Raw genomic sequence first — 12,759 nt, 5'->3', positions numbered from 1 at the left:
TCGGCGGTGTTGGTTGCGAAGCAGGTGATCCGCATGCCGTCCGCGTCGGTGATCCTCAACTGGGCCCCGGGATGGGGTCGTTCCTTGCGGACGATCAGCCGCATGTCCTTCGGCCAGCCGTCGATCAGGTCCCCGGTGAGTTCGGCGGCCCAGGCCCCGTCACGGACCTCGCCGTCCGACTCGACGGCCGGAGTCCAGGCCTAGGCCGGGACCCGGAGAACGTACTGGTGGAATGGTCTCGGTGATCACCATGCCGACCGAGTAGGCAGCCACCGCCCGCGTTGGGCGAGCCAGGCCACGAACTCGTCGGTCCCGCCCGCGGAATCACAGCGGATCAGACGTGTCGGCGGACTTCGGAACGTGCGGCGCGGATCGCCGTGAGCGCCTTCTCCCCCGAGGAGGCGAGAGTGTCGATCAGGCGGGAGACCGTCGGATCGGAGGCGACCGGCCCGAACACGGCCGGCTCGGACCGCGGCAGGGCGATGTCGGCGAGGCAGTCCCCGCCGAGCGCGACCGCCGGCGCGAGGTCCACGAGTATCTTGCCGGCGTCGTGGACGGCCCGGGGCTTCCGGGCGCGCCACTCGGCTTCATGGTGGTGGGCGTCCTGGACGACCCGGCACCACGCCCCTCCGGTCGCCTGTCGCGATGACCACGTGGCCCAAGCCTCGGATGCCTGGCTCAGGGGGCACGACGACGCCCATGGGGCACGTACGGGGCACGATGACGACGGTGATGGCTCCGCAGGGGTACTTGCTCTTGCCGCGCCCTGACTCACCGGGTCCGCGGCATCACGACTCGGCCCGCTGGGTGATGGCCGCCTCGGTGCGGTCTCCCAGGAACTCGTACCACCGGCGTTCCAGGCAGACGTAGCGCACATCCGCTTCGACGAGGCTCAGGAAACCCGACACGGTCTCGGTGAGACGCTGCTGGAGCCCGGTGTCGGCCAGCGTTCCGTCCTCGGCGAAGGCCTGGTAACTGTTGGCCAGGCTGAACATGTCCGGATAGACGCGGGTGCCCAGGTGCTCCAGCGGAACCCTCAGGGCCCACAGCCCGCGGTTGCCGCCGACCAGGGACGGCGAGGCGGAGACGAGCATCGCGTGCTTGCTCTTGAACGGCTGGGGCCGGACACGGGAGACCCAGTCGATCGCGTTCTTCAGCACTCCCGGCACGGAGGCGTTGTACTCCGGGGAGGAGATGACGAAGGCGTCGCTCTGCTCGAGGCGGTCGCGCAGGGCGAGGGCGCCCTGCGGCAGCCCTTCGGCCGCTTCCATGTCGCCGTCGTACAAGGGCATGTCGAAGTCGTGCATGCCGGCGAGGTCGACGGTGGCACCGGTGTCGGAGATGAGCCGGGCCACGAGGGAGGCGAGGCGTGCGTTGGCCGAACCGGTCCGCAGTGCCGCGCCGAAGACCAGGAACCGCAGCGGGCCGGGAGGCGTGTCCGTGGGCATGGATCCGTCCTTCCGTCGTGGGGACGCGCCTCCAGCGGGGGCGCCCCACTGACCAGTGTGGTTCCGGGAGCGCGGCCGTGCGACCGGCAGCCGGAGCCGGCCAGGACGATGATCGGGGCCGCTCGGGGTCGTTCTCGTCGGGGGCTCAGGGACGGTGGCCCGTCAGACGGGCCGCGGAGGCCATGGTCGCGCGGGCCTCGTGTTCGGTCAGGCCGGTGCGCAGGGCCGCGTCGACCAGCGGGGTGAAGAGGGCGGGGCCGATTCCGTCCTCGTAGGCGCGGCAGGCGGCCCAGAACAGGCGGGTGTTGCGCTGGCCCTCGTGGGCCCCCAGGACGAACTGCACCAGGCCCTCGCCGTGCCGGCCCGCCGAGGGCGGCGCGGGGTGGCGGGCGGTACGGGGCGGGGGAAGCAGGAGGCGCAGGAGGGCGCGCGGGCAGAGGGCCGGCGCGAGGTGCGCGGTGCCGGGGGAGGTGGCGTAGACGCCGTGCCCGGTGCGGGAGCCGGGGCCGACCAGGTAGCCGCCGGCGCCGCGGATGTCGATGCCGGGGGCCAGACGTCCGGCCGAGTTGGGGACGACGACGTCGGGCGGCCCGCTCAGCCACAGGTGGCGGCCGCCGCTGGGGGTCAGGACGACCACGGTGGCGGGGATGGTGAACAGGTGGCGCAGGGCGAGTTCACGCAGGGCCGCCGTGGCGTTCGTGCCGGTCTTGGTGTCCAGATCGATGCCGATCAGATGGTGCGGGGGCAGTCCGCAGGCGATGCCGTAGCCGGTCGCCCAGGGTGCGGCGGCGAACAGTTCCCGGATGCGGGCCGGGTCGGTGGAGGCGTCGTACACGCCGTGGCCGAAGCGGCCGCACTCGCCGTGGCAGGGCGGACCGGGCGGGCCCACCGGGCCGGGGCCGTCGCGGTGGGGGGAGCGCAGGGCCGGGAGTTTCGTCCGGGACAGGGGGATGACGGCCAGTCCGCGTTCGGCGGCTGACAGGGCGTGCGCGAGGGCCAGCGTCGTGGCCTGCCGGTCGATGGTGGCCATGGCTCTATGTTCGTACGCACGTTCGAAAAAGGAAAGAGGGGCGGGCGCGGCGCGCCGTGGGGCGGGGTTCTCGGGCGGCTTCCGGAGGAACGCCTCGGTCCTTGCGGCACATGGGGAGCGGCGGTCCGCGTGGCCTCCGTCGGAGCTTACGGCGGCAGGAAAGATGGCGAAAGGGGTTTATCGATATGTCCTCACGCTTGCGTGCGAATCGGGCACTCCGGGGTGGTTCGCCGGTTTCCGGTGGGCAACTCTGATCTCGCGACGTCGTGAGAAGGCCCGGGCGGTCGGCCAACTGCCCAGGTGAAAGCCGTACTTCACGTACTCCCCGGCAAGGCGGCCGGTGTGTACCCCGTACTGGAGGAGCAGCATGGCGAGCATCCGTACCGCCCGTGTTCTCGCCGCCGCGGCGGCCATCCCCCTCGCCGCGGCGCTCTTCACCGGCGTCGCCGCGGCGGGCACGGGAGCCATCGCGGGCGACGGATCGAACGCGGGCGTCGCGGGCGTCGTCGGCAGCGGGGTCGGCCGCGACAACAGCGGCAACTCGTCCACCACGCAGCAGCAGGCGGTCGGATCAGGCGCCTCGAACCAGAGCAACACCGCACAGGTCGACCGCTCCGCCTTCACGGCCGTCCAGCAGGGCGACAAGAATGTCGTCATCCATTTCACCCGTCTGTGGTGAGCCGGGGCGGGCCGGCGCGCACTCTGGGGACCCGCCGGCCCTGAACCCCTGGTGGGTGTGCTCGTGGGGACGTAACACACCTCTGCGCGGCGGTGCTTCGGCGCCGCCGCGCAGGCGTGTGCCGTGCGACCACGGCAGGCGGCCGAGCCCGGGAGGGCGGTCGCCCGGGACGCCGTCCAGGACGTCCCCCAGGGGTGAACCCGCAGTACACATGCCCCGTTCCTCCACCTTCAGGAGGTGCGGCCGGCCCCACCCCTACAACCTGAGGCGGACTCGGCTGCGGGACCTGCGGGCGATCCGCGGGAGCGGGTGCCGCTCCTAGCGTGGAGCCATGACCACACCCGTCTGCACCAGCGTGTCGAAAGCCGCCGTACCGGCGACCCGGACTCCGGCGTACCCGTCCTTCGCGGCGTACGTGCGGGCCCGGCAGCCGCTGCTGCTGCGCACCGCCCGGTCGCTGACCGCGAACCCGAGCGACGCGGAGGACCTGTTGCAGACCGCGCTCACCAAGACGTACGTGGCGTGGGAGCGGATCGAGGACCACCGGGCGCTCGACGGCTATGTGCGCCGCGCGCTGCTGAACACCCGCACCTCGCAGTGGCGCAAGCGGAAGGTCGACGAGTTCGCCTGCGACGAACTGCCCGAGCCGGAGCCGGCGCCCGGCGCGAGCGACCCGGCGGAGCAGCAGACGCTGCGCGACGCCATGTGGCGGGCGATCATGAAGCTGCCCGCCCGGCAGCGGGCGATGGTCGTCCTGAGGTATTACGAGGACCTCTCCGAGGTGCAGACGGCCGAGGTGCTCGGAGTGTCCGTGGGGACGGTGAAGTCGGCGGTGTCGCGGGCGCTCGGCAAGCTGCGGGAGGATCCGGAACTGGTGCGCGTGCGCTGACCGTTGGGGGAACGTTGTGTGATCGATCATCCGGGGCTAGTGACATACCACGCGGTATGTGAGCAGAATCAGCGCAACCCTTACCACCGCGTAGGCGACGCCGCCCCGGGAGGACGCCGTGCTGAGCACCATGCAGGACGTACCGCTGCTGATCTCGAGGATCCTGGCCCACGGGTCGACGATCCACGGGGCGTCGCAGGTGATCAGCTGGACCGGTGACAGCGAGCCGCACCGCCGCTCCTTCGCCGGGATCGGCGAGCGCGCGGCCCAGCTGGCGCACGCCCTTCGCGACGACCTCGGCGTCGCGGCCGACGACCGTGTGGCCACCCTCATGTGGAACAACGCCGAGCACGTCGAGGCGTACTTCGCGATCCCGTGCATGGGCGCGGTGCTGCACACCCTCAACCTGCGCCTGCCCGCCGAGCAGTTGGCCTGGATCGTCAACCACGCCGCCGACCGCGTCATCATCGTCAACGGCTCCCTGATCCCGCTCCTCGGCCCGCTGCTGCCGCACCTGAAGACGGTCGAGCACGTCGTCGTCTCGGGCCCCGGCGACCGCACCCCGCTCGACGGCTCCCACGCCCGGGTGCACGAGTACGAGGACCTGATCGCGGCCAAGCCGGTCATCTACGACTGGCCCGAGCTGGACGAACGCCAGGCCGCCGCCATGTGCTACACCTCCGGCACCACGGGCGACCCCAAGGGCGTGGTCTACAGCCACCGTTCGGTCTACCTGCACTCCATGCAGGTCAACATGAGCGAGTCCATGGGCCTGACCGACCAGGACACCACGCTCGTGGTGGTCCCGCAGTTCCACGTCAACGCCTGGGGCCTGCCGCACGCCACCTTCCTGTCCGGCGTCAACCTGCTGATGCCGGACCGCTTCCTGCAACCGGCTCCCCTCGCCGAGATGATCGAGCGGGAGAAGCCGACCCACGCCGCCGCCGTGCCCACCATCTGGCAGGGGCTGCTCGCCGAGCTGACCGCCCGGCCCCGCGACGTCTCCGGCCTCACCCAGGTCACCATCGGCGGCTCGGCCTGCCCGCCCTCCCTCATGGAGGCCTTCGACCGGCTGGGCATGCGGGTCTGCCACGCCTGGGGCATGACCGAGACCTCCCCGCTCGGCACGGTGGCCCGCCCGCCGGCCCACGCGGTCGGCACCGACGAGGAGTTCGGCTACCGCCTCACCCAGGGCCGCTTCCCGGCCGGCGTCGAGGCCCGCCTGACCGGACCCGGCGGCGAACGCCTCCCCTGGGACGGCGAGTCCGCGGGCGAGCTGGAGGTCCGCGGACCGTGGATCGCCGGCGCCTACTACAACGGCCCCGGCGCCGAACCGCTGCGCCCGGCCGACAAGTTCAGTGAGGACGGCTGGCTGAAGACCGGCGACGTCGGCACCATCAGCCCCGACGGCTTCCTCACCCTCACCGACCGGGCCAAGGACGTCATCAAGTCGGGCGGCGAGTGGATCTCCTCCGTGGAGCTGGAGAACGCCCTGATGTCCCACCCGGACGTCGCCGAGGCCGCGGTCGTCGCCGTCCCCGACGACAAGTGGGGCGAACGCCCGCTGGCCACCGTCGTCCTCAAGGAAGGCGCCACCGCCGGCTTCGAGACGCTGCGCGCCTTCCTCCAGGAGGAGCGCGGGATCGCCAAGTGGCAGCTCCCGGAACGCTGGACGATCATCGAGGCCGTTCCGAAGACCAGCGTCGGCAAGTTCGACAAGAAGGTGCTGCGAAGGCAGTACGCCGCCGGAGAGCTGGACGTCACCCGGATCTGACCGCGGGCCGCGGGCCGGACGGCACACGCACGCGTACCCGTACGACGCGGGGGCGCCGGGCGGGGAGCACCACGGATCCCGCCCGGCGCCCCCGCGCCGTAAGGACGTGGGCCAGTCGGTCGGCTGGTCGGTCGGTCGGCTGGTCAGTTGGTACCGATGCGGGCCAGCAGGTCGACGATCCGGCTCTGCACCTCGTCGCTGGTGGACCGCTCCGCGAGGAACAGCACCGTCTCGCCCGAGGCCAGTCGCGGCAGGTCGGCCTGGCCGACGGCGGCCGTGTAGACGACCAGCGGCGTGCGGTTGAGCTGCCCGTTCGCGCGCAGCCAGTCCAGGATCCCGGCGCGGGGCCGGTGCATCTGCATCAGGTCCATCACGACCAGGTTCGGCCGGAACTGCCCGGCGAGCGTCACCGCGTCGTTGTCGCTCGCGGCCCGCGCCACCTGCATCCCGCGCCGCTCCAGCGTCGCCGTCAGTGCCAGCGCGATCTCCGCGTGCTCCTCGATCAGCAGCACACGCGGCGGATGCTGCTCGCTGTCGCGCGGCGCGAGCGCCTTCAGCAGTACGGCCGGGTCGGCGCCGTAGGCCGCCTCGCGGGTCGCCTGCCCGAGCCCGGCCGTGACCAGCACCGGCACCTCGGCGGCGACGGCCGCCTGCCGCAGCGACTGCAACGCCGTGCGCGTGATCGGCCCGGTCAGCGGGTCGACGAACAGCGCGGCGGGGAAGGCCGCGATCTGCGCGTCCACCTCTTCGCGCGAGTTCACGATGACCGGCCGGTAGCCGCGGTCGCTCAGCGCCTGCTGGGTGGTGACGTCGGGGGCCGGCCAGACCAGCAGCCGGCGAGGGTTGTCCAGCGGTTCCGGCGGCAGTTCGTCGTCCATCGGCTGCGGCCGCGGGGTGTCCGCGATCTCCACGGCACCGCCGGGACCGTCCAGCGGCTCGGGACCCTCGGCGGCGTTCTCGTCCGGAGCGCCGATGGCGTACGACCGTCCGCCGCCCTCGGTGCCGACGGCCATGGCGGGTCCGCCCAGGGAGGACTGCGCGGGGGGCTGCTCGGCCGGAGGGTGCGGGCGGGCCGTCTGGTCCGGCCGCTGTGCATGCGTCTGCGGCGGGGCCTGCGTCTGGGGGCGCGCGCCCGCGGCCGGGTCGGGCGGAGTGCCCAGTTTGCGGCGGCGGCCGGAACCGCCGGTGGTCTGCGGGGGCGGCGTGGCCGACGGCGGCTGCGGTGCCTGCACCTGTGCCGCCTGACGGCTGAACGGCACGCCCTGCCCCAGCGTGCGCACGCTGATCGCCCGCCCCTGCGTCGAGTTGGGGTCGACGGGCGCGGCGGCCTCTGCGGGCAGCGGCTGGGCCGCGCGCGCTGCCGGGGCGCCGGGGCCGGGCTGCTGCCCGGTGGGCTGGGCCTGTACGGCGGCCTGTCCCGTCACCTGCTCGGGAGGGAGGACGGGGCCGGCGGCGGCCGGGATGCCGGGGGGCGGCGTACCTGGGGTACCGGGTGCTCCGGGGGCAGGCGGCTGGGGAAGGGCCTGGGCCGGGGGCATGGGGGCGCCGGTGGCGTTCGGCGGTACGGGGCCGGCACCCGCGCCGGGGGCCGCCTGCGCCGGGGTGCCCTGCGCGGGGACGGGCTGCGCGGGGAGCGGCCCGGCCGAGGGCTGGGCAGGAGCCGGGGCCGGGACGGCCGGGTTCTGCGCGGGGGCGAGTGCGGCGGGCTGCTGGGGGAGCGGCTGACCGGCGATGCCGTGCGCGGGAGCGGGCGCCGTACCCGTGGCCCCGTGCTCCGGCGACGGCACCTGTGCGGGCGGGGCCGCCTGCCCGGACGGATGCTGCGCGGGCAGCGCCTGTCCGGGAACGGGCTGCTGCCCGAGAGCCTGCGGCCCTGCACCCGGCTGTCCGGGAGCCGCCTGGGGCACGGCGGGGTGACCGGGCACGCCCTGCGGCAGGACGGGCTGACCGGGCAGGCCCTGGGGCAGGACGGGTTGACCGGGAGTCATCTGTTGCGGGGTGGGCTGTCCCGGCACGCCCTGCGGTGCGACGGGCTGAACAGGCAGACCTTGCGGTGAGGCGGGTTGACCGGGCACGCCCTGCGGCACCGCGGGCTGACCCGGAGTCATCTGCGGAACGGGCTGCGGGAGCGCCTGTGCGCCACCCGGGCCTGCCTGAGCCGGAACGCCCGGTCCGGCCGTGCCCTGCGCGGGCGCGCCCGGCAACGGCACGGGTACAGCCCCCGCAGGCGCACCCGGAACACCCGGAACACCCGTTGCACCCGGCGCGCCTTGCACGGGCGTCGCGCCCGCCGCCGCGGTGTCCTGCGGCTGGGCCACCGCCCGCCGCCGGCGTCCCGTCGGCGCGCTCGTGGGGTGCGGCTGCGGCGGTGTGTGGTCGTCGGTCTGGTCGTGGGGCACGGCCTCGTGCTGCCCTTCGTCACCCAGGGGGGCGACGGCAGGGGCGCCCTGCGCCGGCACCCGGAGCGCCTGCGCGGCCTCAGGGCCTTCGGTGGGCCGGTCGGCCTCCGCGGGCGGCAGGGCGAAGACAGGGCGGGGAGCCGCCTCCTGCGCGGCGGCACGCTCGGTCGCCGCCGCCAGGGCACGCCGACGGCGCCCGGTCGGCTGCGGGCCGGAAGCCGCCGGGTTCTCGCCGCCCATCGCCTCGGTCTGCGCCGCCTCGGGCTGCGCGTCGGCAGCCGCGGGCAGCGCAGCCGGCAGCGCCTCGGGCGGACCGACCTCGCCCCGGGCGCGCCGCCCGGTGGGCGCGGGTACGCCCTGCGGCGGCACCGTACCGCCGAGTCCCGTACCCGAGGCCGCCGTTCCCGCGCCGTGCTCGGCCGCCATGACCACGGCACCCTCGGACACGCCCGCCGCGTCGTCGGCGGGCCGTCCGCGCCGCCGTCCCGTACCGCCGGAGCCGTCCGCGTCCTGGGCCGGAACCTGCCCCGTCTCCTGGGACGGCTCGGCCGCCCGCCGCCTGCGCCGACCGGTCGGAGCCGCCGCGGTACCGGTGGTCTCCACCTCGCTGTCGCTCTCGAGGAACGCGTCCGTCGAGGACCGCCGGGCCCGCCGCCGTCCGCCGCCCGAAGGCTGCTCGGGCACGGCGGGCTCCGCCGGGGCGGGCTCTTCGGAAACCGCGGCCGGCTCCAGGGCGTGAACCGGGGCCGGAGCCGGGGCCGCGACGACGCCGGCGCCGCTGCCGAGCGGCACCTCCAGGACGTACGCGCTGCCGCTCATGCCCGGCACTTCGTGGGTCTGGAGCACACCGCCGTGCGCACGGACGATCCCGCGCACGATCGGCTCGTGCACCGGGTCTCCCCCGGCGTACGGCCCGCGCACCTCGATCCGGACGACCTCACCGCGCTGTGCCGCCGCCACCACGACGGTGTTGTCCATGTAACCGCCCGCCGAGATGGGCGAGTTCCCGGTCGCGTCGACGCCTGCGACGTCCGCGACGAGGTGCGCGAGCGCGGTGGCCAGGCGCCGCGGGTCGACCTCGGCCTCGATGGGCGGCGCGTGCACGGCGAACTGCACCCGCCCGGGGCCGATCAGTTCGACGGCGCCGTCGACACCGGCGGCGACGACCGCGTCCAGCATCACCTTCGTCCGGGCGATCTCCTCGCTGCCGGTGTCGAGGCGCTGGTAGCCGAGGACGTTGTCGATCAGCGTCGTGATCCGCGAGTACCCGGCGGACAGGTGGTGCAGCACCTGGTTGGCCTCGGGCCACAGCTGTCCGGCGTCGTCGGCGGCGAGGGCGGCCAGCTCGCGGCGCAGTTCGTCCAGGGGCCCGCGCAGGGAGCCGCCGAGGAGGGTCAGCAGCTGCTCGTGGCGGCCGGCCAGTGCCTCGTAGCGGTCCTTCTCCCGCTCGCCGAGGGCGGCGTAGCGCTCCTCGTTCGCCGCGAGTTGCTCCTCGTGGCGCTCGGTGAGCTCCTCGATCTCGGTGACGTGCTGCTGGCGCAGGGCGGTGAGCTCGGAGGCGTGATCCTCGGCGAGCTGTTCGAGCCGCTCCTCGTGGCGCTGTTCCTCGGCGGCCTTCTCGTCGGCGAGCGCGTCGTAGGGGCGCCGGTCGGTGAAGGTCATGACGGCGCCGACGAGCTGGTCGCCGTCGCGCACCGGCGCGGTGGTCAGATCGACGGGAACCTTGTCGCCGGCCTTGGACCACAGCACCTGCCCGCGCACCCGGTGCTTGCGCCCGGAGCGCAGGGTGTCGGCGAGCGGGGACTCCCCGTACGCGAAGGGGGAGCCGTCGGGGCGCGAGTGCAGGACGAGGGTGTGCAGCTCACGGCCGCCGAGTTCACCGGCCCGGTAGCCCAGTATCTGGGCGGCTGCGGGGTTGACGAGCACGATCCGCCCGTCGGTGTCGGTGCCCACGACACCCTCGGCGGCGGCCCGCAGGATCATCTCGGTCTGCCGTTGCGAACGGGCCAGTTCGGCCTCGGTGTCGACGGTGCCGGACAGATCGCGGACGACCAGCATCAGCAGTTCGTCGCCGCTGTAGCCGTGGCCGTCGTAGGCCTGCTGGCTGTTCTCCAGATTCGCGCTCGTGACCTCGACCGGGAACTCGGACCCGTCGGTCCGCCGCGCCATCATCCGGGTGGGCTTGGTCCGCCCGCGCGGATCGATGTGATCGGGGCGGCGCATGGAGCCGGGAATCAGCTTGGAGTCGAACTGCGGCAGCAGATCGAGCAGGCCGCGTCCGACGAGGGCGGTGCCCGGCGTCTCGAAGGCCTCCAGCGCGATGGTGTTGGCGTTGACGACGGTGCCGTTCGCGTTGACCAGCACCAGGGCGTCGGGCAGCGCGTCGAGTATGGCAGCGAGGCGAGCAGCGCCTCGGGATGGCCTGCTGCTCACGAGACGCTTCCTCCCTGTCACCGCACCTTGCCGACCGCGGAGGCCATCTTGCCAACCGGCCCGCGGCGTGTCACGCGAGGGAGTCTATGCGCAGAGGTTGCTCCCGCGACGCCGGATGAGAGGGAGGTCGCACGTGGAGTTGACGTCGAACCTGTGACCGGACGATTTCGCTTCGCACGACCTCCGCGAGACCTTTACGGACTCCCGGTCCACCACACCTTCGATATGTGCCTACGCGCCGGTACGTGCCGGTGCCCCCGTCCCCTCCTACGCACGGGTACGCGCCTGCGCGCCCGTTCCCGCCCACGCGCCGGTACGGGACACCGCGGCCGGCCTCGGAGCGCTGAGGTCGGGCAGCAGCGGCACGAGCCGGTTCCAGCGGTCGATCCGGCAGCCGTCGCCGCGGTCGTAGGCCGCGTCGACGCGGCGCCCGGCCCACGTTCCGGTGATGCGGGCGGTGGCAGGGCCGCCGTACTGCATGGTGCACACGCTGCCGGCGGGCACGGGGGCGAAGGGCTGCCGCCCCCAGTGCGTGTTCCGGTCGAGCATGTCGCACGCGCGGCGGGCGTCGGGGTGACTGCCCCCGGCCGGGTGGCAGTACAGCCTGTACGTCCCGTCCCTGCCCGGGCCCGCGTGCCGCACGGTGACGGTGAGGTGGTCGCCGGCCCGGTCCTCGACCCGGACGGGCGGCGGCGCCGCGGCCGAGGCGGCGGGCACGGCCGAGACCGAGGCGAGCCCGGCGAACACGGCGGAGGCGCCGAGTGCCAGCGCCCGCGACACCGCGGAACGTCGGGCTGGGAGAGATCCGATCTGCGTCATGCCCGGACTAACGCCCCGCGCCCCCGGACGTTGCGGCCCGGCCGCCCGGCCGCCCGGCCGCCCGGCCGCCCGGCCGCCCGACGCCACCAGAAGGGCTTTGCCCTGGGCCCCACCTGCCTAGTACCGTAGGGGGCGATTGGTGACACCCCACTCGGCTGTGTCATCATCTGCACGCACCACTCGCGCGCTCGCGTGAGCGGTTGTGCTGGAGGCGTCGCCTAGTCCGGTCTATGGCGCCGCACTGCTAATGCGGTTTGGGCCTTAAAGCCCATCGAGGGTTCAAATCCCTCCGCCTCCGCGCATGATCACCGAAGCCCCGGTCCCTTTGGACCGGGGCTTCGGCGTTGCCGGCTCCGTCCCGCTCCAGACCTTGTTTCCGCAGGTCGCAAGGGGTGGGGGGAATGGATTTCACATGGCGGCGGCAGTCATGTAATGTTCTTCCTGTCGCCGCGAGCGGCCCGGAAGGGCCCGAAGCGGAGACAAAAACAGAACAAGCACTCGTAGCTTAACGGATAGAGCATCTGACTACGGATCAGAAGGTTGCAGGTTCGAATCCTGCCGAGTGCACACAGGCCGAAGGCCCCGGAGAGATCCGGGGCCTTCGGCGTTTCAGGGGCGTACAGCAGCGAAGTACAGCAACCGGGTCGACGCCCGGAGCGTTTGTGCGATACGGGAGGGGCACTGATGAAGATCAGGGCTGTCGCGGCGGCGCTCACCGCTGTGATGCTGGCCGTACTCGTGGGGTGCGGGACCAGGGCCCAGGCCCAGGATCGCCTCTCGTCCAAAACGCTGCAGAGCCGATGGTGGACGTGGGCACTGTCGGAGCCCGAGTCGACGAACCCGGTCGCCGATCAGGATGGAAGCGCGTGCAAGCGGAACCAGCCGCGGGACGTGTGGTTCCTGGCCGGCACATTCGGCACTCAGGCCGAGCGCACTTGTAACGTCCCCCACGGGGTGCGCCTTGCCTTCCCTCTCGTGAACTTGATCGGTAGGCCGGTGGACTGCGCGGTCTTCATGAGCGCAGCCGAGGGGTCTGCCGTTCTGGACGGCAGGGAACTTGAGGTGGACACTCACCCGGGAGAGACGATTTCGGCACGAAGCGTGGCCGGCAATCCCTTCACAAGCACGCGCGGGCACTTCACCACCACCGGGTGCGGACTCTGGGGCCAGGTACCCCCGCTGGGACCCGGAAAGCACACGCTGACGATTCGCGGTCGGTCCGGCGATTTCTCGGTCAGTGTGGACTACACCCTGACAGTGGATGCCGCGTAGGCAAGGGCTCGGCATC

At 73.3% G+C, this 12,759-nt stretch carries 8 protein-coding genes, 2 tRNA genes and 1 pseudogene; 6 read left to right on the top strand and 5 right to left on the bottom strand.

Annotated elements, in window-relative coordinates:
• From ACWC91_RS30880 to ACWC91_RS30870, 3 genes and pseudogenes are all read right to left on the bottom strand, one after another.
• Positions 1–571 (bottom strand): annotated as a pseudogene (locus ACWC91_RS30880) (transposase); the annotation flags it as partial.
• 217 nt (positions 572–788) lie between these two features.
• Positions 789–1,448 carry an NADPH-dependent FMN reductase gene (locus ACWC91_RS30875; protein WP_281155678.1) on the bottom strand — a complete coding sequence of 220 codons (660 nt, stop codon included), beginning with the start codon at positions 1,446–1,448 and terminating at the stop codon, positions 789–791.
• A 145-nt stretch (positions 1,449–1,593) separates the two neighbouring features.
• Positions 1,594–2,478, bottom strand: coding sequence for a bifunctional DNA primase/polymerase (locus ACWC91_RS30870; RefSeq protein WP_225076378.1), 885 nt, complete (start codon positions 2,476–2,478; stop codon positions 1,594–1,596).
• A 367-nt stretch (positions 2,479–2,845) separates the two neighbouring features.
• Here ACWC91_RS30870 and ACWC91_RS30865 point away from each other — a divergent pair, with 367 nt between their 5' ends.
• The 3 genes from ACWC91_RS30865 (at position 2,846) to ACWC91_RS30855 (ending at position 5,820) form a co-directional block, all read left to right on the top strand.
• Positions 2,846–3,157, top strand: a complete 312-nt coding sequence (locus ACWC91_RS30865; RefSeq protein WP_225076377.1) for a hypothetical protein — start codon at positions 2,846–2,848, stop codon at positions 3,155–3,157.
• A 331-nt stretch (positions 3,158–3,488) separates the two neighbouring features.
• Positions 3,489–4,046, top strand: coding sequence for a SigE family RNA polymerase sigma factor (locus tag ACWC91_RS30860; RefSeq protein WP_450642296.1), 558 nt, complete (start codon positions 3,489–3,491; stop codon positions 4,044–4,046).
• A 118-nt stretch (positions 4,047–4,164) separates the two neighbouring features.
• On the top strand, positions 4,165–5,820 hold the full coding sequence (locus ACWC91_RS30855) for a long-chain fatty acid--CoA ligase (protein ID WP_450642295.1): 1,656 nt from the start codon (positions 4,165–4,167) through the stop codon (positions 5,818–5,820).
• A gap of 143 nt (positions 5,821–5,963) precedes the next feature.
• Here the strand turns inward: ACWC91_RS30855 and ACWC91_RS30850 are convergent, their stop codons facing one another.
• A complete protein-coding gene (locus ACWC91_RS30850) occupies positions 5,964–10,652 on the bottom strand; it encodes a PAS domain-containing protein (RefSeq protein ID WP_450642294.1) in 4,689 nt (1,562 codons plus the stop codon).
• 267 nt (positions 10,653–10,919) lie between these two features.
• Entirely contained in the window at positions 10,920–11,471 is a 552-nt protein-coding gene (locus ACWC91_RS30845; protein WP_450642293.1) for an SSI family serine proteinase inhibitor, read from the bottom strand.
• 207 nt (positions 11,472–11,678) lie between these two features.
• Between ACWC91_RS30845 and ACWC91_RS30840 the strand changes: the two genes are divergently transcribed.
• The 3 genes from ACWC91_RS30840 (at position 11,679) to ACWC91_RS30830 (ending at position 12,743) form a co-directional block, all read left to right on the top strand.
• Positions 11,679–11,769 (top strand) — tRNA-Ser (locus ACWC91_RS30840).
• A 196-nt stretch (positions 11,770–11,965) separates the two neighbouring features.
• Positions 11,966–12,038, top strand: a tRNA-Arg gene (locus tag ACWC91_RS30835).
• Positions 12,039–12,155: 117 nt separating this feature from the next.
• Positions 12,156–12,743 (top strand): signal protein, encoded by a 588-nt coding sequence (locus ACWC91_RS30830; RefSeq protein ID WP_384174158.1) that lies wholly within the window; start codon positions 12,156–12,158, stop codon positions 12,741–12,743.
• The last annotated feature ends 16 nt before the right edge of the window (positions 12,744–12,759 follow it).

This window comes from Streptomyces sp. NPDC001204 (genome assembly GCF_053598035.1).
The sequence above is the reverse complement of the archived record's forward strand: the minus strand, read 5'-3'. Positions and strand labels throughout refer to the sequence as shown.